18 protein-coding genes are annotated in these 19,702 nt (G+C 74.1%); 16 read left to right on the top strand and 2 right to left on the bottom strand.

From position 1 onward, the window contains the following. The first annotated feature begins 10 nt into the window (after positions 1-10). From iolC to IE096_RS16965, 6 genes are all read left to right on the top strand, one after another. The gene (gene iolC, locus IE096_RS16990) at positions 11-982 is read left to right on the top strand and encodes a 5-dehydro-2-deoxygluconokinase (RefSeq protein ID WP_189452502.1); all 972 of its coding nucleotides are present in this window, start codon (positions 11-13) and stop codon (positions 980-982) included. After that, entirely contained in the window at positions 979-1,857 is an 879-nt protein-coding gene (locus tag IE096_RS16985) for a Cgl0159 family (beta/alpha)8-fold protein (RefSeq protein WP_189452500.1), read from the top strand. The genes iolC and IE096_RS16985 overlap by 4 nt, the downstream gene beginning before the upstream one ends. A 193-nt stretch (positions 1,858-2,050) precedes the next feature. Next, complete coding sequence (gene iolB, locus IE096_RS16980) at positions 2,051-2,926, top strand: 5-deoxy-glucuronate isomerase (protein WP_189452499.1); 876 nt, start codon at positions 2,051-2,053, stop codon at positions 2,924-2,926. Beyond that, positions 2,923-4,812, top strand: coding sequence for a 3D-(3,5/4)-trihydroxycyclohexane-1,2-dione acylhydrolase (decyclizing) (iolD, locus tag IE096_RS16975; RefSeq protein WP_189452497.1), 1,890 nt, complete (start codon positions 2,923-2,925; stop codon positions 4,810-4,812). The genes iolB and iolD overlap by 4 nt, the downstream gene beginning before the upstream one ends. A gap of 36 nt (positions 4,813-4,848) precedes the next feature. Further along, the gene (locus IE096_RS16970) at positions 4,849-6,342 is read left to right on the top strand and encodes a CoA-acylating methylmalonate-semialdehyde dehydrogenase (protein ID WP_189452495.1); all 1,494 of its coding nucleotides are present in this window, start codon (positions 4,849-4,851) and stop codon (positions 6,340-6,342) included. Positions 6,343-6,473: 131 nt separating this feature from the next. After that, positions 6,474-8,564, top strand: a complete 2,091-nt coding sequence (locus tag IE096_RS16965; protein ID WP_189452493.1) for an FUSC family protein — start codon at positions 6,474-6,476, stop codon at positions 8,562-8,564. A gap of 31 nt (positions 8,565-8,595) precedes the next feature. Here IE096_RS16965 and IE096_RS16960 read toward each other — a convergent pair whose 3' ends face one another. After that, positions 8,596-9,192, bottom strand: a complete 597-nt coding sequence (locus IE096_RS16960; protein ID WP_189452491.1) for a TetR/AcrR family transcriptional regulator — start codon at positions 9,190-9,192, stop codon at positions 8,596-8,598. Positions 9,193-9,381: 189 nt separating this feature from the next. Between IE096_RS16960 and IE096_RS16955 the strand changes: the two genes are divergently transcribed. The 8 genes from IE096_RS16955 to IE096_RS16920 all read left to right on the top strand — a co-directional run bounded on the left by IE096_RS16955 (position 9,382) and on the right by IE096_RS16920 (position 18,072). Beyond that, entirely contained in the window at positions 9,382-10,866 is a 1,485-nt protein-coding gene (locus IE096_RS16955) for a PH domain-containing protein (protein ID WP_189452489.1), read from the top strand. Positions 10,867-10,978: 112 nt separating this feature from the next. Continuing rightward, positions 10,979-12,673, top strand: a complete 1,695-nt coding sequence (locus IE096_RS16950) for a sigma-70 family RNA polymerase sigma factor (protein ID WP_189452487.1) — start codon at positions 10,979-10,981, stop codon at positions 12,671-12,673. 335 nt (positions 12,674-13,008) lie between these two features. After that, a complete protein-coding gene (locus IE096_RS16945) occupies positions 13,009-13,116 on the top strand; it encodes a keywimysin-related RiPP (RefSeq protein ID WP_126914222.1) in 108 nt (35 codons plus the stop codon). A 179-nt stretch (positions 13,117-13,295) separates the two neighbouring features. Further along, on the top strand, positions 13,296-15,137 hold the full coding sequence (locus IE096_RS16940; RefSeq protein WP_189452485.1) for an asparagine synthase-related protein: 1,842 nt from the start codon (positions 13,296-13,298) through the stop codon (positions 15,135-15,137). Positions 15,138-15,156: 19 nt separating this feature from the next. Next, positions 15,157-15,423: a lasso peptide biosynthesis PqqD family chaperone gene (locus IE096_RS16935; protein ID WP_189452483.1), complete on the top strand. Its 267-nt coding sequence runs from the start codon at positions 15,157-15,159 to the stop codon at positions 15,421-15,423. Beyond that, positions 15,420-15,836 carry a lasso peptide biosynthesis B2 protein gene (locus tag IE096_RS16930; RefSeq protein WP_126914219.1) on the top strand — a complete coding sequence of 139 codons (417 nt, stop codon included), beginning with the start codon at positions 15,420-15,422 and terminating at the stop codon, positions 15,834-15,836. Before IE096_RS16935 ends, IE096_RS16930 begins: the two co-directional genes overlap by 4 nt. Before the next feature lie 5 nt (positions 15,837-15,841). Further along, on the top strand, positions 15,842-17,653 hold the full coding sequence (locus IE096_RS16925) for an ABC transporter ATP-binding protein (RefSeq protein ID WP_189452481.1): 1,812 nt from the start codon (positions 15,842-15,844) through the stop codon (positions 17,651-17,653). A 158-nt stretch (positions 17,654-17,811) separates the two neighbouring features. Beyond that, positions 17,812-18,072 carry a metallothionein gene (locus IE096_RS16920; protein ID WP_189452479.1) on the top strand — a complete coding sequence of 87 codons (261 nt, stop codon included), beginning with the start codon at positions 17,812-17,814 and terminating at the stop codon, positions 18,070-18,072. Between the two features lie 40 nt (positions 18,073-18,112). Here the strand turns inward: IE096_RS16920 and IE096_RS16915 are convergent, their stop codons facing one another. Beyond that, entirely contained in the window at positions 18,113-18,730 is a 618-nt protein-coding gene (locus IE096_RS16915; protein ID WP_189452477.1) for a TMEM175 family protein, read from the bottom strand. A gap of 152 nt (positions 18,731-18,882) precedes the next feature. Here IE096_RS16915 and IE096_RS16910 point away from each other — a divergent pair, with 152 nt between their 5' ends. Together IE096_RS16910 and IE096_RS16905 are read left to right on the top strand one after the other, a co-directional pair. Next, positions 18,883-19,347 carry a hypothetical protein gene (locus IE096_RS16910; RefSeq protein WP_189452475.1) on the top strand — a complete coding sequence of 155 codons (465 nt, stop codon included), beginning with the start codon at positions 18,883-18,885 and terminating at the stop codon, positions 19,345-19,347. Continuing rightward, positions 19,344-19,652, top strand: a complete 309-nt coding sequence (locus IE096_RS16905) for a transcriptional regulator (RefSeq protein WP_126914214.1) — start codon at positions 19,344-19,346, stop codon at positions 19,650-19,652. The genes IE096_RS16910 and IE096_RS16905 overlap by 4 nt, the downstream gene beginning before the upstream one ends. Positions 19,653-19,702 lie beyond the last annotated feature (50 nt).

Here is a 19,702-nt window from a genome sequence, read left to right as displayed (position 1 = left end):
GGGGAAGACCATGACCGGTCCCTACGACCTCATCACCATGGGCCGGCTCGGGGTGGACCTCTACCCGCTGCGGACCGGGGTCTCGCTCGCGGAGGCCGACACCTTCGGGAAGTTCCTCGGCGGCTCGGCGGCCAACGTCGCCGTCGCCGCCGCCCGGCTCGGCCGCCGCACCGCCCTCGTCAGCCGCACCGGCGACGACCCCTTCGGCCGCTACCTCCACGACGAGCTGCGCCGCTTCGGCGTCGACGACCGCTGGGTGACGCCCGTGGCCGCCTACCCCACCCCCCTGACCTTCTGCGAGATCCATCCGCCGGACGACTTCCCGCTGTACTTCTACCGCCGCCCCAAGGCCCCGGACCTGGAGATCCACACCGCCGAGCTGGACCTGGCCGCCATCCGCGCCGCCCGGATCTTCTGGATCACCGGGACGGGCCTGAGCGAGGAGCCCAGCCGCGGCGCGACGCTCGCCGCGCTCCGGGAGCGGAGGCGGAACGGGATCACCGTCTTCGACCTCGACTGGCGGCCCGTGTTCTGGCCGGAGGGCCCGGCCGCCGCCCGACCCTGGTACGAGCGGGCCCTCGCCCACGCGACGGTGGCCGTGGGCAACGCCGAGGAGTGCGAGGTCGCCACGGGCGAGCGGGAGCCGTACGCGGCGGCGCGGGCGCTCCTCGCGGCCGGGGCCGAACTCGCCGTGGTCAAGCGGGGCCCGAAGGGCGTCCTCGCCGTCCACCGCGACGGCACCGTCGCCGAGGCGGCCCCGGTGGAGGTCGAGGTCGTCAACGGCCTCGGCGCCGGCGACGCCTTCGGCGGCGCGCTCTGCCACGGGCTGCTCGCCGGCTGGGACCTCGGACGCGTGACGCGCTACGCCAACGCCGCCGGGGCGATCGTCGCCTCGCGGCTCGCCTGTTCGTCCGCGATGCCGACGGAGGACGAGGTGACGGCGCTGCTGGCCCGTTCGGCCGGAACCGGGGCCGTCTCGTGACCGTCCGCATCGCCGACCTGCCGCGCGTGCGCAGCCGCCACCCCGAGGCCATCGCCGAGGCCGCCGCCCGGCGGGGCCGGCGCCCCCTCGTCGGCGACAGCGGCCGACTGATGATCGTCGCCGCCGACCACACGGCGCGCGGCGCGCTCGACGCCGGGGGCCGGCCCCTGATCATGGCCAACCGCGCCGACCTGCTGGAACGCCTGTGCCTGGCCCTCTCGCGCCCCGGCGTCGACGGCGTCCTCGCCACCTCCGACATCCTCGACGACCTGCTGCTCCTGGGCGCCCTGGAGAACAAGGTCGTCATGGGCTCCATGAACCGCGGCGGCCTCGTCGGCGCCGCGTTCGAGATGGACGACCGCTTCACGGGGCCGCGCGCGGACGACCTCGTCCGGCGCGGCTTCGACGCGGGCAAGCTGCTGCTGCGCATCGACCACGACGACCCCGGCTCGCTCGCCACGATGGTCTCCGCCGCCCGTGCCATCGACGACATGGCGGAGCGGCGGCTGCCGGTCTTCGTCGAGCCCTTCATCTCGCGGAGGGTCGACGGCCGGGTCCGCAACGACCTGAGCGCCGAGGCCGTCACGAAGTCCATCGCCATCGCGTCGGGGCTGGGCGCGACGTCCGCGTACACCTGGCTGAAGGTGCCGGTCACGGACGACGCGGCCGACATGGCACGGGTGATGGAGACGTCCACGCTGCCGGCGGTGCTGCTGGGCGGCGACGTGGGGGACGACCAGGACGCGATGTACGAACGGTGGCGGTCGGCACTGGGGCTGCCGACGGTGCAGGGGTTGGTGGTGGGGCGGGCGTTGCTGTACCCGGCGGACGGGGACGTCGTCGGAGCCGTGGACACGGCGGTGGGGCTGCTGTGAGTCCGGCACCGCCGGGCCGGTCGGCACGGGGTTGCTCGCCGCCGCGGCGGGAGGATGCCCCGGCCCCGCCCTTTCACCGTTTCCCGAGGCCGCGCCCCGGCCCCCAGGGCCGTCGGGGGTCTGGGGGCTTGCCCCCAGGAAACGGGAAGGGGCGGGTCCGGGGCCTTCCCCCCTCACCAGACAAGGACACCGCATGACGCCCACCCTCACCATCACCCCCGAATCCGCCGGCTGGTCCCACTCCTCCCTCCGCGTCCTCACCCTCCCCCCGAACGGCACCCACACCTTCGAAACCGGCGACAGCGAATGGATCGTGCTGCCGCTCAGCGGCGGCTGCACGGTCCGGACGGAGGGGGAGACCTTCGCACTTCACGGCCGTCCCGGCGGCGTCTTCACCGCCGTCACCGACTTCGCCTACGCCCCGCGCGACGCGCACGTCACGCTGACCTCCCCGGGCGGCGGCCGGTTCGCCCTCGCCGGGGCGCGCTGCGAGCGCCGGCTCCCCGCCCGTTACGGCCCCGCCGAGCACGTTCCCGTCGAGCTGCGCGGCACGGGCGCCTGCTCCCGGCAGGTCAACAACTTCGCCGCGGCCGACACCTTCGAGTGCGACCGGCTCATCGCCGTCGAGGTCCTCACCCCGGGCGGCAACTGGTCGTCCCATCCGCCCCACAAGCACGACGAGCACCTGCCGGGCCGGGAGTCCCGGCTGGAGGAGATCTACTACTTCGAGATCGCCGAGGGCCCCGGGGGCACCCCCGGCCTCGGCTATCAGCGGGTGTCGCCGTCCCGTGACGGCGGGACGGACGTCCTCACGGAGGTCCGCACGGGCGACGCCGTGCTGATCCCGGACGGCTGGCACGGCCCGTCCATCGCCGCGCCCGGCCACGACATGTACTACCTCAACGTGATGGCCGGCCCCGGCCCCGAGCGGGAGTGGCTCATTCGCGACCACCCCGACCACGCCTGGATCCGCGGCACCTGGCCGGACCAGCCCGTGGACCCGAGACTTCCGCTCTACGGCCCGGAGCGCCCGGGCCCGCCGGACGACCGCGCAGGAGGAGACCGATGACCCGTCCGACCCGACGCCTCACCGTCGCCCAGGCCCTCGTGGCGTTCCTCGCCCACCAGTACACCGAGCGCGACGGCCGGCAGCAGCGGCTCGTCGCCGCCTGCTGGGGCATCTTCGGCCACGGCAACGTCGCCGGGATCGGGCAGGCCCTGCTGGAGACCGGCGACGAACTCCCCTACCTCCAGGGCCGCAACGAACAGGCCATGGTCCACGCGGCCGTCGGCTACGCCCGCCACCGCGACCGGCTCTCCGCCCACGCCGTCACCACCTCCATCGGCCCCGGCGCCACCAACCTCGTCACCGGCGCGGCCCTCGCCACCGTCAACCGCGTTCCGGTGCTGCTCCTGCCCGGCGACACCTTCGCCACCCGCCCCGCCGACCCCGTCCTCCAGCAGCTCGAACACCCCGGCGCGGGCGACGTCTCCGTCAACGACTGCCTGCGCCCCGTCTCCCGGTACTTCGACCGGATCGTCCGCCCCGAGGCGCTGATCCCCGCCGCGCTCACCGCCATGCGCGTCCTGGCCGACCCCGTGGAGACGGGGGCCGTCACCCTCGCCCTGCCCCAGGACGTCCAGGCCGAGGCGTACGACTGGCCCGAGGAGTTCTTCGCCGACCGCGTCTGGCACGTCCGCCGCCCCGCCCCCGACCCTGCCGAACTGGCGGCGGCCGCACGGGCCGTACGGGCGGCCCGCCGCCCGCTGCTGATCGCGGGCGGCGGCGTCCACCACAGCGAGGCCGAGGACGCCCTGCGCGCGTTCGCCGACGCCACCGGCATCCCCGTCGCCTCCACGCAGGCGGGCAAGGGCTCGCTGCGCCACGACCACCCGTCGGACGTCGGCGGCATCGGCCACACCGGCACGGCCGTCGCCGACGCCCTCGCCCGCGCCGCCGACCTCGTCATCGGCGTCGGCACCCGGTACAGCGACTTCACCACCGCCTCCGCGACCCTCTTCGCCGCCCCGGACGTCCGCTTCGTCAACCTCAACATCGCCCCGCACGACGCCCACAAGCTCGCCGGGCTCCCGCTCGTCGCCGACGCCCGCAGCGGCCTGGAGGCGCTCACGGAGGCCGTCGCGGGACACCGCGTGCCGGACGCGTACGTCAGCGCGTACACCGCCGGGAAGGCCGAGTGGGAGACGACCGTCGCCCGCGCGTACGCCCCGGACGACGGCCGGGGCGACGGCGCCCGGCCCACCCAGGCGCAGGTGCTCGGCGCACTGGACTCCGTCGTCGACGACGAGGACGTGATCGTCAACGCGGCGGGCTCCCTCCCCGGCGACCTCCACAAGCTGTGGCGCACCCGCTCCCGTCGCCAGTACCACCTCGAATACGGCTACTCCTGCATGGGCTACGAGATCCCCGGCGCCATCGGCGTCGCCCTGGCCGCACCCGGCCTGCCGGTGTGGGCGCTGGTCGGCGACGGGACGTACCTGATGATGCCCACCGAGCTCGTCACCGCCGTGCAGGAGGGCATCCCCATCAAGGTGGTCCTGGTGCAGAACCACGGCTACGCCTCCATCGGCGGCCTCTCGGAGGCCGTCGGCGGCGAGCGCTTCGGCACCGCCTACCGCTTCCGCGCGCCCGACGGCACGTACACCGGCGCCCCGCTGCCGGTCGATCTGGCCGCCAACGCCGCCTCGCTCGGCATGAGCGTGCTCCGCGCCCGCACCGCCCACGAGCTGCGCGCCGCGCTGGCGGAGGCACGCGCCGCCGACCGGCCCACATGTGTCTACGTGGAGACCGAAACGGCCGACACTGTGTCCGGGGCGCCCCCCGCCCAGGCGTGGTGGGATGTGCCCGTCGCCGAGACCGCGACCCGCCCGGCGGCCGTGTCGGCCCGGGAGGAGTACGACCGCAACGCAGCCGCCCGCCGTCGTTACCTTTGACGTAGGGCCTTTGAGGCAAGAGAGGTCGCAGCAGAGATGAAGACCGTCAACCACTGGATCGACGGCAAGTCCGTCGAGGGCACCTCGGGCACGTACGGGCCGGTCACCGACCCGGCCACGGGCGTCGTCACCACGCGCGTCGCGTTCGCCACCGCCGAGGAGGTCGACGCGGCCGTGGCCGCCGCCAAGGCCGCCTACGGCACCTGGGGCGGCTCCTCCCTGGCGCAGCGCACGGCGGTGCTCTTCCGCTACCGCGCCCTGCTCGACGCCCACCGCGAGGAACTCGCCCGGCTGATCACCGCCGAGCACGGCAAGGTCCACTCCGACGCCCTCGGCGAGGTCGCGCGCGGCCTGGAGGTCGTGGAGCTGGCCTGCGGCATCACCCAGCAGCTCAAGGGCGAGCTGTCCACGCAGGTCTCCAGCCGGGTGGACGTCGCCGCCATCCGCCAGCCGCTGGGCGTCGTCGCGGGCATCACGCCGTTCAACTTCCCGGCCATGGTGCCGATGTGGATGTTCCCGCTCGCCATCGCCTGCGGCAACACGTTCGTCCTCAAGCCCAGCGAGAAGGACCCCTCGTCCGCGATCCGCCTCGCGGAGCTCGCCGCCGAGGCCGGGCTGCCGGACGGCGTCCTCAACGTCGTCAACGGCGACCGGGTCGCCGTCGACCGGCTCCTGGAGCACCCGGACGTCGCCGCCGTCTCCTTCGTCGGCTCCACGCCCATCGCCCGGTACATCCACACCACCGCCTCCGCCAACGGCAAGCGCGTCCAGGCCCTCGGCGGCGCCAAGAACCACATGCTGGTGCTGCCCGACGCCGACCTCGACGCCGCCGCGGACGCCGCCGTCTCCGCCGCCTACGGCTCGGCGGGCGAGCGCTGCATGGCCATCTCCGCGGTCGTCGCGGTCGGCGGCACCGGGGACGAGCTGGTGGCGAAGATCCGCGAACGCGCCGAGAAGATCAAGATCGGTCCGGGCGACGACCCCGCCTCGGAGATGGGCCCGCTGATCACCAAGGACCACCGGGACAAGGTCGCCGCCTATGTGGCGGGCGCCGCCGCCCAGGGCGCGGAGGTCGTCCTCGACGGCACGGGCTTCACGGTCGAGGGCTACGAGGACGGGCACTGGATCGGCCTGTCCCTGCTCGACAAGGTGCCGACCGACGCCGACGCCTACCGCGACGAGATCTTCGGCCCGGTGCTGTGCGTGCTGCGCGCCGAGACGTACGAGGAGGGCCTGGCCATCGTCAACGCCTCGCCGTGGGGCAACGGCACCGCGATCTTCACCCGTGACGGAGGCATGGCCCGCCGCTTCCAACTGGAGGTCGAGGCGGGGATGGTGGGCGTCAACGTGCCCATCCCGGTGCCGGTGGGCTACCACTCCTTCGGCGGCTGGAAGCACTCGCTCTTCGGCGACCACCACATCTACGGGAACGACGGCGTCCGCTTCTACACCCGCGGCAAGGTCGTCACCACACGATGGCCGGACCCGGCGGACGGCGGCGTCGACCTGGGCTTCCCACACCACGGGTAGGGCCCTGAACCCAGCCCGTCCGGCGTTTGAGGACCGGGGGTCCGGGGGCGGAGCCCCTGGAGGAAACGGTGAAAGGGCGGGGCCGGGGCCTGCATGCCGTTCCGTCACGATGTGAGGCATAAGCTCACCCCATGACCTGGGCCAGCGCCCTCAAAAAGACCGCCCGCGCCGGGCTGACCATCGAGCGCGTCACCCTCGAACCGCTCGTGGCCGTCCGCGGCGCCTGCGGCGTGGCGGTCGTCGTCGGCCTGATGCTGGCCTTCGGTTCGCCCGCCCTCGCCGTCTCCTCCGCGTTCGGCGCGTTCGCCTCCGGCCTGGCGACCTTCCAGCGCAGCTGGCGGCCCCGACCCCTGCTCGCGCTGGCGGTCGCGGGGGTGCTGGGCCTCAGCACCTTCCTCGGCTACCTCGCCGCCGCCCACCTCGCCCTCTTCGTCGCGCTGCTGGCGGTGTGGACCCTGCTGTCGGGCATGGCCTGGGCGGTCGGCCCGGTGTCGGGGTTCGTCGCCACCCAGACGATCGCGGTCATGCTCGTCACCGTCACCCTGCCCACCTCCGTCGCCGGGGCGGCCGAGCACGCCGCGCTCATCCTCGTGGGCGGCCTGGTGCAGGCGGCGCTCATCGTCGTCTTCCCCATCCGCCCCTGGGGCCGCCAGCGCGACGCCCTCGCGGACGCGCTGGCCGCCGAGGCGGACTACGCGCGCCGGCTGCGCCACGACCCGGTCGCCCACTTCGACCCCCAGCCGCTGATGCAGGCCCGCAGCGCCGCCGAGCTGACCCCGCGCCAGGCACGCAGCAGACCCCGGCAACTGGCCGGTGCGCGCGGGGTCGCCGAACGGATCCGGCCGGTGCTCGCCTCCCTCGCCGACCCCGTCGTGGGCGCGCCCCCGGAGGGTCCCGGGCGGGACCGGGCCCGGGAGCTGCTGGGCGCCGCCGCCGACGTCCTCGACGCCGTCGCGCGCGCCATCCGGCGCGGCCGGCCCGTGCGGGTGACGCCCGAGGTGATGGCCACGCTGGAGGTGCCCGAGTCCGGGCCGCGCCTCGACGGCGCCGCCCGCCGCTCGGCGCTGCGGCTGATGGCGCTGCTGGCCGACGTGGTGGAGGCCGGCGACGAGCCCCTGCGCGCCACCCGGCCGACGGCGGGGGCGGAGCGGCGGCATCTGCTGCGGCCCACCGTGGCCGGGCTCGTCCCCGTGGCCTGGCGGGCGCTGCGGCGCGAGGCGCGCTGGTCCTCGCCGGTGGGCCGGCACGCGGTGCGGGTGACGACGGTGGCGTGCGTGGGCTATCTGCTCGGCACGGCGCTGCCGCTGGGCCACGGCTACTGGGCGCCGATGACCTCGGTGATGGTGATGCGGCCCGACTTCGCCCAGACCTACCAGCGCGGCGTCGCCCGCTTCGTGGGCACGCTCGTCGGCGTCTGGGCGGGCGCGGGCATCATGGCGCTCACCCACCCCGGCCCCCCGGTCTGCGCCGCGCTGGCCGTGACGAGCGTGGGGCTGCTGTACCTGCTGATGCGGACGGGCTACATCGTGGTGTCCGCGTGCATCGGCGCGTACATCGTCTTCCTGCTCGGCATCGCGGGGGAGGGCTGGTCGCAGACCGTGCAGGCCAGGCTGGCGCTGACGCTGCTGGGCGGGGTGCTGGCACTGGCCGCCTACGCGCTGTGGCCCAGCTGGGAGACGCCCCGGCTGCGCGACCGGCTGGCCGACTGGCTCCGCACCAACGGCGACTACGCGCTGGCGGTCCTCGACGCCCACGCCCGGCCGGAGAACCGGAAGCGGCGGGTCCGCGAGGCGCTGCTGGACGCGCGGGCGGCGCGGCTGGACTGGGAGGAAGCGGCCGCCCGCGCGCAGCAGGAGCCCGTGCGCCACCGGGGCATCTCGCGCGCCGCCGAGCGGGCGGCCGAGTCGGCGCTGGCCACGCTGGGGCGGGCGGCGATGCTGATGGAGGCCCACCTGCCGGGCCCGGACGCCGAACCGGATCCCGGGGCGGGCGAGTTCGCGGCGGCTCTGCGCGCCGCGCTGCCGGACGCCGTGACGGCGGTACGGGAGCGGCGGCGCCCGGACTGGTCCGGGCCGCACGCGGCGCTCGCCGCCTGGGTCGCGCGGGTCGGCGACGAAGGGGTGGCGGTACGGGGCTCGGAGCTGATGGTGGAGGCGCTCGACGAACTGGCCGAGGCGCTCGCGCCGGGGCAGCGGGGACGCAACAGGGCGGCGCGCCGCTGAGCCTGTTGCCTCTTCAGGTGAACAGCCGGTTTCAGGTGAACAACCGGTCCAGGTGTGCGTCCACCAGCCGCAGCGCCTCCTCGCCCGGCAGCACGTCGAGCAGGACGTAGCCGGTCAGGCCGTCCACGAGGGAGATCAGCAGCATCGCCTCGGTGTCCGGGTCCCGGTCGGCGGCCACGTCGCCCCCTTCCTTGGCGCGCCGGATCTGTGCGGCGAAGAACTCCCGCAGCGCCGGGATGCCCTCCTTGGCGTGCCGGCGCAGCCGTTCGTCGTGGACGGCGCGGACGAAGTAGGCGATCTGCACCAGCTGGCCGGTGCGGCTCTTGTCGTCAAGCGGCAGCATCTCCGCGAGCGTCTCGCGCAGCAGCGTCCGGGGGGAGGGGTCCCCGGCCAGGGAGCCGACGCGGGCGCCGATCCGCCGCGCGGCCAGCTCGCTGATGTGGCCGAGGGCGAAGACGAGCATGTCGTCCTTGGTACGGAAGTAGTGCTGGAGCTGCCCCAGCGAGATGCCCGCCTCCGCCGCCACGTCGCGCAGGCTCGCGCCGTCCAGCCCCCGCTCGGACGCGATCCGCCACAGGGCCTCGGCGATGCGGTGGCGGCGTTCGTCGTGGTCGACGCGCTTGGGCACGGGGAGCGGTCCCTCTCGTTCGACGGTTCTCGTTTACAGGTCAGTTGTATTGCGATAGCTTAGCGCCCTGTGTTTGGCAATACGATTGACTTGGAAAAGGGATCGTCGTGCGCGGCGCGGCTCAGGGCGCCGCGCCACTCCGCGGATCCCCGGGCGCGTACCTGGTGGACGGCCCGGGCGCTCCTGACCGTGAGCGGACCGGCGGGGCTGGTCGCCGCCACACTGCTCACCCTTTGCTTCCTCTTCTTTCCCGGCGCGGCGTCATGGCTGGTGCCACTGGTGACGGGGGTGCTCGTGGCGCCCGCCGTGGCGTACGCGGTGGTCATGCCGGCGCGGCGGTGCCGGACGCACGGGTGGGAGCTGGGGGAGACGGCGCTCTACGCGGTCTCCGGCTGGTACGGGCGGCGGCGCCGGATCGTGCCACTGGCCCGTGTGGAGTCCGTCGCGCTGCGACGGGGGCCGCTGCTGCGGCGGTACGGGCTGGCCGTGGTGGTCGTCGGCATGGGGCCGGACGCCGACGCCGTACGGATCACGGGGGTATCCGAGACGGCGGCCCGGCGACTGACGGCCGGTATCGAGGGAGCGATTGCCGGTCGCGAGGCAGCGGTTTCCCGCGCCGAGGACGGGCGTGGCGCCGAGATCCTCGCTGTCGGAAGGCCGGGCCGGCTGCGGTACGCCCCGCTGACGTTCTGGGTCTGGGGCGGCGTCCTCGTGGCGGGCGGCACGGCCTGGCGCGTCCTCAACGCCCTGGGTGTCAAGCCCTGGCGGATCGGGATCGTCCGCCGCCTGTGGGCCGGTTACGGCGCCGGCGCGCCGTGGCTCGCCGTGCTGCTGGGCCTGGTGACCGTGACCCTGCTGGGCGTGGCGGGGGCGCTGGCGGTCCACGCCGCGACCTGGTGGCGGTACCGGCTGGAGCGCACCCCTTCGGGCGGTCTCGACGTCCGGCGCGGGCTGTTCGCGACATCGGTCGTCTCCATCGAGGCGGACCGTTTGTGCGGGGTCGCGCTGCGGGAACCGCTGCTGCTGCGCGCGGGCGGCGGGGCGTCCGTACGGGCCGTGGCGGGCGGCCTGGGCGACCGGGAGCGCAACCGCAAGCGGAGCGTCGTGCTCCCTCCGGCGCCCCGGGCGGAGGCGCTCCGGGTGTGCGCCGAGGTGCTCGGGACGGACGGGGTGCTCGGGGCGGACGGGGTGCTCGAGGCGGGGGCTCTCCGTCCCGCGCCGAGGGTCGCGTTGCGGCGGCGGCTGGTGCGGGCGCTGGGGTGGGGCGTCCTGCCGGTGGCGCTGGTGCTCGTCGTGCTGGGGTGGCTGCTGGCTCTGCCGGTGCTGCTGTGGTGCGCGGCGGGGTGGGTGGCGGTGGCCTCGCCGGTGGTGTGCGCGCTGGCGCGCGACGCCTACCGGGCGCTGGGGTACGCGGTGCGGGGGCGCCATCTGGTCGTACGGTCCGGGACGTTCGAACGGGAGACGGTGGCCCTCGACCGGAGTTCCGTACAGGGGTGGACATTTACCGATACGCCCTTTGCGACCCGGGCGGATGTGGTCACTGTCACTGCGACCGTCGCCGCCGGGGAGGGCGGATACCGCATACGGGACATGTCGGCGGCGGAGGCCGTCCAGTTTGCGGAATATGCGGCTCCGGGGATCGTTCGTGAGTTCTTGATCCGGACATCCGCCTGAACCACCTGTCGTACATTCGCACCCAACTTTTTTGTTATCTGCCGATCGGCGCCCGGTCTCCCAGGTGTCGGATCGAGCGCCATTCGTGGCGGGTGCGGAAAGAGGTGCGGGCGTGAAGAGTGTGAGCGTGGCCGTGATCGAGGCGGCGCGTGCCGGGGACACGGCGGCACAGGACGAGCTCGTCGCAACCCACCTGCCACTCGTCTACAACATCGTCGGCCGGGCCCTGAACGGCCACGCGGACGTCGACGACGTGGTCCAGGAGACCATGCTCCGCGTGATCAACGGCCTGGACGGGCTGCGCGACGCCGCGAGCTTCCGGTCCTGGCTCGTCGCCATCACCATGAACCAGATACGCAGCCACTGCCGGGAGGAGCGCCCCGAGGCTCCCGTCAGTGGTCTGCAGGAAGTGGTCGGCGAAGTGCCCGACCCGAAGGCCGACTTCGTCGACCTGACCATCGTCCGGCTGGGCCTGGAGGGCCAGCGCAAGGAGGCCGCCGAGGCCACGCGCTGGCTGGACGAGGGGGAGCAGGAGGTCCTGTCCCTGTGGTGGCTGGAGGCCGCCGGCGAGCTGAAGCGCGCCGAGGTCGTCGCCGCGCTCGGGCTGACCCCGCAGCACACCGCCGTCCGAATACAGCGGACGAAGGCGCAGCTGGACGTCGCCCGCGGCGTCGTCCAGGCGCTCGCCGCGTACCCGCGCTGCGAGCGGCTCGGCGAGGTCGTCGCCACGTGGGACGGCGTCCCGTCCGCGCTGTGGCGCAAGCGCGTCGCCCGGCACGTGCGCGCCTGCGGCCGCTGCACGGGCGCCCTGTCGACGCTGGTCCCGGCCGAGGGCCTGCTGGTCGGCCTCGGTCTGGTGCCGGTCGGCGGCGCGCTGCTGGGCTGGTGGGGCGGCGGTGCCGTGGTGCCGGGCGAGCCCGTGGGCTACGCGTCGGCGGCGCACCCGGCCGCCGCGCCGGCCGCCCCGCACGGCGGCCGGGCGGCCGCTCGCCGCGCCGGGGGCCACCGGGGCGGCGGGCACCGTTCCGGCGGGCACCGCGCGGGCGGCGGGCGGTCGCGTACGGGCCGGAACGCCGTGATCGGCGCGGGCGCCCTCGCCCTGATCGCCGGTGGTGTGCTGGGCGGCGGCTACCTCATGGAGGACTCGCCCGCCACGACCGTCAAGACGCAGGCCGTGGACGCGTCCGGCGACCTGAAGCAGCTGAACGCCCGGGAGCCCCTGCCCATCAAGCCCACGCCGTCGCTCTCCGCCTCGCCGAGCGCCTCGGCGTCCGCGTCGGCCTCGGCGAGCGCCTCGCCGAGCGGTTCGGCGAGCCCGTCGCCGTCGGCCAAGTCCTCCGCGTCCCACGCGGACGAGTCCGCCCCCGAGCGCACGGCCGCCCCGGCCCGCACGCGGGCACCCAAGCCGCCGTCCTCCGGTGGCGACGGTTCCATGGCCGCGCAGGTGGTGGCGCTGGTCAACGCGGAGCGCGCGAAGGTCGGCTGCTCGGCCCTGACCTCCAACAGCCTCCTGGACGCGGCCGCCCAGGGCCACTCCGACGACATGGCGGCCCGGAACTTCTTCAACCACACCAACCCCGACGGCAAGGGCCCGGGCGACCGCATCACCGCGGCGGGATACAACTGGAGCACCTACGGCGAGAACATCGCCTACGGGCAGCAGGACGCGGCGTCGGTCATGGACTCGTGGATGCACAGCGACGGCCACCGCAAGAACATCCTCAACTGCTCCTTCAAGGAGATCGGCGTCGGCATCAACAAGGCGCCGGGCGGTCCGCGCTGGACCCAGGTGTTCGGGGCGCGGTGAATTCCGCCCGTTCCTCGACAGGTTGATGGTTGAATTATGTGGATGACTGATCGCTGATTTTCATGTCGCGGTAAATGTCGCAGCGCGCCCGGGAGTTCCCCGGGCGCGCGTTGCGATAGGGCGCCCGTATTTCACCACCAAGACCATGGCCATAACGTTGTGATGATCTGTTCGTCATATTTACTCTCTTCGTGCGGCCGGGATCGAGAGATCCGGGAGTCGTCGCCCCCTGCCCGTACGAGCAGTGGTGTGCGCGTGGGTGAGGGGGCGCTCCCCCCGGCCGTGAGCAGGTGACCTGTGGTTCATCGTTCCCATCGCGAAAAAAGGAGAACGCCATGACGTACGAGCGTCCCACCATCGCCAAGGCCGGCGGCTTCCGTAAGGTGACGGGCCTGGCCAGCAAGACCGCGAAGGACGTTCTCGGCGGTCACAACCTCGTCTGAGGCGGGGCGGAAAGGCCCCGCCGTCACTGGTCGAGTCCACTGAAGAATGACCGGTGACGAGCGGAAGGCCCCCGGAATCGGGGGGTGAGGGCCACGGGCCATTCACCCCCCGATTTCCATCCGCTTTCCGTGAAATGCCGGTAATGCCGCCCGGATCGACGGCCGGAGGTGTTCGCTGCATGGACCGTTCCTCGTCCCTGTCCGCCCTGTCCAACTGGTTCCTCGTCCTGCCCGACACCGCCGGCGAGGCGGTCGCGGAGATCGCCGCGCGGGCCCGCCCCCACGCGGTCCAGAGCGTGCCCCACCCCTCCGGCCGGCCGTGGCTGCTGGGCCGCTGGGACCCGGAAGCGTTCACCCTGGGCGAGGCCGGGGACGCCCGGGTGGCGGTCCTGGGCGAGCACACGGTGTCCGCCGCCGAGGCCGCACGGGCCGCCGGGGCCGTCCGGACGGCGGGAACCCTCGACGCCCTCGGCCGGTTCGCCGCCGCCTGGCCGGGAAGCTTCCACCTGCTGGGCCGGGATCCCGGCGGACGCGTCCGGATCCGGGGCGGCGTCGTCGGCGTACGGCGCGTCTTCCACGCCCGTACGGGCCCGGACGCCGTCGCGGCGGACCGCGCGGACGTGCTGGCCGACCTGCTCGACGCCGGCCTCGACGAGGAACGCCTGGCCGTCCAGCTCCTCGCGATGGGCCTGCTGCACCCCCTGAACTCCCGGCCGGTCTGGCACGGAATCGAAGCCCTCCCCGGGGGCCACCACCTCACCCTCGGCCCCGGGGGCCCCGTCCGCACCGGGCGCTGGTGGACACCGCCGGAGCCCGACGTCCCGCTGGACGAGGGCGCCGCGCGCCTCGCGGCGGCGCTGGGCGCCGCCGTCGACGTCCGCACCCGCGGCCGCTCCCTGGTGACGTGCGACCTCGGCGGCCTGGACTCCACCGCGGTGTGCTGCCTGGCCGCACGCGGCGACGCCAAGGTCGTCGCCTATACGGCCGCCCTCCGCGACCCCCTCGGCGACGACACCCACTGGGCGCGCCGCACCGTCGAGGCCCTGGGCACCGTCGAGCACCACGAGATCCCGGCCGGGCAGGTGCCCCTGACCTTCGACGGCCTCGGCACCTTCGACCAGCTCCTCGACGCCCCCTCCCTCATGACGGTCGACCACAGCCGCCGCATGAGCATCGTGCGGCTGGCCGCCGAGCGCGGCTCGGCCCTCCACCTCACCGGCATCGGCGGGGACGAGGTGCTCAGCGGCGCCTCCGCCCGCCTCCACGCCCTCGCCCGCACCCACCCGCGCGTCGCGCTGCGCCACCTGCGCGGTTACCGCGCCAAGTACCGCTGGCCCCGGAGGCTCATGCTCCGCCAGCTCCTCGACCGCCGGTCCTACCGGTCCTGGCTGGCGCGGGTCGCCGCGGACCTCACCGAGCCGCCCGCGCCGTCGAACGCGCCGGTGCTGGACTGGTCCGAGCGGCCCCGGATGCCCCACTGGGCGACTCCGGAGGCGATCGCGTCCGTGCGCCGCCAGATCCTCGCCGCGGCCCGCACCGCGGCACCCCTGGCCCGGGACCACGGCGCGCACCGCGAGCTGGCGACCATGGAGTGCATCTCCCGGTTCGCCCGGCACGTGGGGCAGCTGGCCGGCCCGCTGGGCGTCGTCTGCTCGGCCCCGTACTACGACGACCGCGTCGTCGAGGCGGGCCTGTCGGTACGGCCGCAGGAGCGGATCACCCCCTGGCGCTACAAACCCCTGATCGTCGAGGCCACCCGCGGCGTCGTCCCCGAGGTCAGCCGCACCCGGGCCACCAAGGCCAACGCGTCCCTGGAGGAGGAGACGGGCCTGCGGGAGCACCGCGCCCGGCTGCTGGACCTGTGCGAGGACTCCCGCCTCGCGCGGCTGGGCCTGATCGACGCGGGCGCGCTGCGGGACTGGTGCCTGCGCCCGCTCGAAGTGGAGGTCGAGAGCAGCCTGTTGCACACCACCGTGGCCTGCGAGGTGTGGCTGCGCTCACGGGAATCGACGAGCCGCTGACGAACCGGAAAGGTGGAAAATGTCGCTCCGACTCCGCTCCGGAGTGGTGATGACCGAGACCGACTACGGCATCGCCCTGCTGGATCAGACCACTGGCGAGTACTGGACCCTCAACCCCACCGCCGCGCTCGTCCTGCGGACGCTCCTCGACGGGGAGTCCAGGGGACAGGCCGCCCACGCGCTGACCGCGCGCTACGACGTGGATCCCGGCGAGGCGGCACGCGACGTCGAGCGCGTCTACGGCGAACTGCGGTCGGCCAGGCTGCTGTCCGGGACCCGGCCATGACGACCCCGGAGGCGGTTCCGTACCGGCCGGGCGCCGTCCCCCTCGCCACCCGCTGGGCCGCCCGCGCCGCCGTCGCCCTCGCCCACCTGCTGGCCACCCAGCCGCCCGGGCGCATCCGCGCGGTCCTGCGCGTGCTGCGGCGCGGGGCCCGGCCCGCGAGCCTCGCCGAGGCGACCGGCGCCAGGGACGCCGTCCTCGCCGTCAGCCTCGCCAGCGGAGGGCAGAAGGGCTGTCTCCCACGGTCCCTCGCCACGGTGCTGCTGTGCCGGATGCGTGGCCAGTGGGCCGTGTGGTGCGTGGGAGTCCGCTCCCGGCCGCCCTTCGCGGCACACGCGTGGGTGGAGGCGGAGTCGGTCCTGGTGGGCGAGGGCGCACCGGCCGACTACTTCCAGCGCTTCTTCACCGTGGAGTGAGTGTCATGGAGACCGTGAACGCCGCGGCGGAAGCGCGGGAGACCGGGCGGGGGACCGGGGAGGCGGAGCGCGCGGCGCGGCCGCGGGGCGCGGGCCGCCGGGCCCTGGCCCGGTACCTCCGGCCGCAGCGCCCCGCCATCCTCGGCGGCGCGCTGCTGGGGCTCGCCGGCGGCGCCCTGGGCCTGGCCCAGCCACTGGCCGCCGAACGCCTGGTGAACGACCTCGAACGGGACCGGACGGCCACCACGGAGGTGATCGCCCTCGGTGTGCTCGTCCTGCTGGGCGCGGTCCTCGTCGCCCTCGGCCACCTCGTGCTGGAACGGGCGGCCGAACGGCTCGTGTGCACCGCCCGGCGCGGGCTCGCCGACCGGCTGCTCAGGCTGCGGGTCCCCGTCGCCGAGCGCCATGAACCCGGCGATCTGATATCCCGGGTCACCGCCGATACGACACTGCTGCGTCAGGTGGCCACACAGGCGATGGCCGCGGCGCTGACCGGCACCGTCATCACCCTCGTCACCGTCGTGATGATGGGGGTGCTGGACCTGGTGCTGCTCGGCGTGACCCTCGCGGTGATCGCGTTCATCAGCCTGAGCAGCGGCCTGGTGATCCCCCGCATCGGCCGCGCCACCCGGCAGACCCAGGAGGCGGTCGGCGGCATGGGCGCCGCCCTGGAGCGCGCCTTCGGCGCCTTCCGCACGGTCAAGGCGTCCGGGGCCGAGCAGCGCGAGATCGCCCGCCTGCACGAGGCCGCCGAGCGGGCCCGCCGCATGGGAACGCGTGCCGCCTCCTGGGAGGCCGTCTCGGACACCGTCTCCCAGGTGTCCGTACAGGTCTCCTTCCTGGTGGTGCTGGGCGTGGGCGGGGTGCGCGTCGCCTCCGGGGCGATCGACGTCTCCACGCTCGTCGCCTTCCTGCTCTACCTCTTCTCGCTCGCCCCCCGCATCAACCAGCTCGTGGGCGCCGCCGGTCAGTTCCAGGTGGGAGCGGCGGCCGCCCTGCGGATCCGGGAGGCCGAGGAGATGGCGGTCGAGGACCCCGGAGCCGGGCCGGAGCCGGTGACGGACGCCGGATGCGGCCCCCGCCCCGCGTCCGTCGCCTTCGACCGGGTGCGCTTCGGCTACCGGCCCGGGCTGCCCGCCGTGCACCGCCGTATCTCCTTCACGGTGCCCGCCCGGGGGCTGACCGCCTTCGTCGGCCCGTCCGGCGCGGGCAAGACCACCGTCTTCTCCCTCATCGAGCGGTTCTACGAACCGGACAGCGGCCGCGTCCTGCTGGACGGCCGGGACGTCCGCCACTGGCCCCTGGCCGCGCTGCGCGCCGCGATCGGCTACGTCGAGCAGGACGCGCCCGTCCTCGCCGGAACGCTGCGGGAGAACCTCCTCCTGGGCGTCCCGCACGCCACCGACGGGCAGCTCCGGGAGGCCCTGCGCCGGGCCCGCCTCGACGACCTGGCCGACCGGCTGCCGGAAGGGCTCGACACGACCGTCGGCCACCGGGGCAGCATGCTCTCCGGCGGCGAGCGCCAACGCGTCGCGATCGCCCGCGCGTTGCTGCGCAGCCCGCGACTGCTGCTCCTGGACGAGGCCACCTCGCAACTGGACGCGGCCAACGAGGCGGCCCTGCGGGGCACCGTCGCCGACGCGGCCCGGACGATGACGGTGCTGGTCGTCGCCCACCGGCTGTCCACGGTGACCGGCGCGGACCGGATCGTGGTCATGGAGGCGGGCCGCATCCGCGCCGTGGGCACCCACGCCAAGCTGCTGGCGAGCGACGAACTGTACGGGCAACTGGCGGCCACGCAGCTGCTGGCGAACTGAGTGCGCCGGAGTGCGCCGGGGTGCGTCGGGGTGCGTCGGAGTGCACACAGCCGCACGCGGCACCACCTTCGGGTGAATGGATTGTTTGTGTTGACGGTGGGGCGCGGTCCTCGCGGGGATCATGCGAGGCGTACCCCCGTATCGAGACGGAGCACGCCATGGCCCAGTGCAACACGTGTGGCAACGACTACTGGCTGGCCTTCGAGGTCAAGACCATCACCGGCGACACCTATACCTTCGACAGCTTCGAGTGCGCGATCAGCAAGCTCGCGCCCAAGTGCGAGCACTGCGAGTCCCGCATCATCGGCCACGGCGTCGAGGTCGCGGGCCGCTTCTTCTGCGGGGCGCACTGCGCCCGCGAGGGCGACTCGGGGCTGGGCAGCCAGATCCGCGACACGGTGGGGGCGCACCCGGGGTGACGAGGGGTGATGGTGGGGGGCGGGTGATGCTGAGGAGCCGTCAGAGCCTGGCGCGCAGCCAGGGCCAGTAGCGCGGCAGGCCGCGCGCCGGCCAGATCAGCACCCACCACCAGACGGCCACGAGGGGGGCGGCCAGGGCGACCAGGAGGGCGACGGTGGCGATGGCGGCGATCGACGCGTTGTCGAACACCTCCCGGGCGACCTGCTGACGGGTGACCTCCGGCCTGCGGAGCGGGCCGGGGTCGCGCAGCCGCAGCGCCATGACAGCCAGCAGCGCGGCTTCCAGGCCGATGGCGCCCGTGTAGACGGCCATGGCCACGGGCGCGCCGCCGTGTTCGCTCATCAGCCGGGCGGTGAAGGGCAGGAAGGCGATGACGGCCAGCAGGGCGAACTCCAGCCGCACCATGGCCCGGTCGAGGGTGGCCATCAGCCGGAAGAGCTTGTGGTGACCGAGCCAAATCGCCCCGACGAGCACGAAGCCGACGAGATAGGCCAGGACCTTCGGCAGCAGGTGGCCGAACGCCTGACCCACCTCCGCGTCGGGCAGGCCCTCCGGCACGTGGATCTCCAGGGCCAGCAGCGTGATCGCGATGGCGGTCACGGCGTCGGCGAAGGCGAGCATGCGGTCCATCTCGATGACGTACGGGTCGCGCGCCACGGTCGCCAGCGTAGGGCGGATGCGGGGGACTTTACGGGGGTATCGACGGAAAACCGCACGATCGGATGATTCGGCGCCGCCCGGAACCGAGGTTTTCCACAGCGGAAAGTCGAGAGTTGCCGCTCCGGAAACCGTGTGCTTGACTTTCCGGCATGGCAACTGACGAGAACTCGCGGTCGTCCCGGCCGCCCATGCCCTCCAGGGAAGGCGCCGCCGAGGCCCTGGCCCTGGCCGAGCAGGCGCAGGTGGCGGTCGCGTCCCTCACCCCCGGCCGCGCGTTCGATGTGAAACTCTCCTTGTGCGTGGCCGGGGTGTATCTGTCCCATCTCCTGCCCGAGCCATGGGACATCGTGGGCCTCGCCCTGATGTACGTGATCATGCTGACCGTGCTGGCGCTGCAGTTCCGCTCCAGCGGCGTCCGGCACCGAGTGCAGCCGGGCATGAAGCGGAGCATGCTCGGTGCCGCCGCCCTCGCCTTCGGGCTCTATATGGTGGCGCTGTATCTGGACGATCACCAGGGCATGCCGTGGATATGGGTCCCGGCGGGTCTGCTGGCCGCAGGGGGCATCCTGGCCCTGGACAGCAAAACCCGCAAGAAGGGCATAGCAGCGTCGTGACCGACCCCGAAGACGGCTTCAACGAGACGATCCACGCGCCGAACCGGCTCCGGATCTGTGCCGCGCTCGACGCCGTCGAGGAGATCGAGTTCGCGACCGTCCGCGAGACGCTGGGCGTGAGCCCGTCCGTCCTCAGCAAGCATGTGACGGTGCTGACCGACGCGGGGTACGTCGAGCAGCGGCGGGCCGTGCGCGACACCCGGCAGCGCGTCTGGCTGCGCCTCACCAAGGACGGCCGCGACGCCTACCGCGCCCACCTCGCCGCCCTCCGGGCGATCGTCAACGCCGACCTGGGGGAGGGCTGACCCGGCGCCTGCGCCGGTGCCAGTGCCCCTGTCGGTGTCGGTGGGGGGGC

It is taken from the genome of Streptomyces abikoensis, from assembly GCF_014648775.1.
GTDB classification, from domain to species: domain Bacteria; phylum Actinomycetota; class Actinomycetes; order Streptomycetales; family Streptomycetaceae; genus Streptomyces; species Streptomyces abikoensis.
Note: the sequence above shows the minus strand (reverse complement) of the source record. Positions and strands in the feature narration are given on the sequence as shown.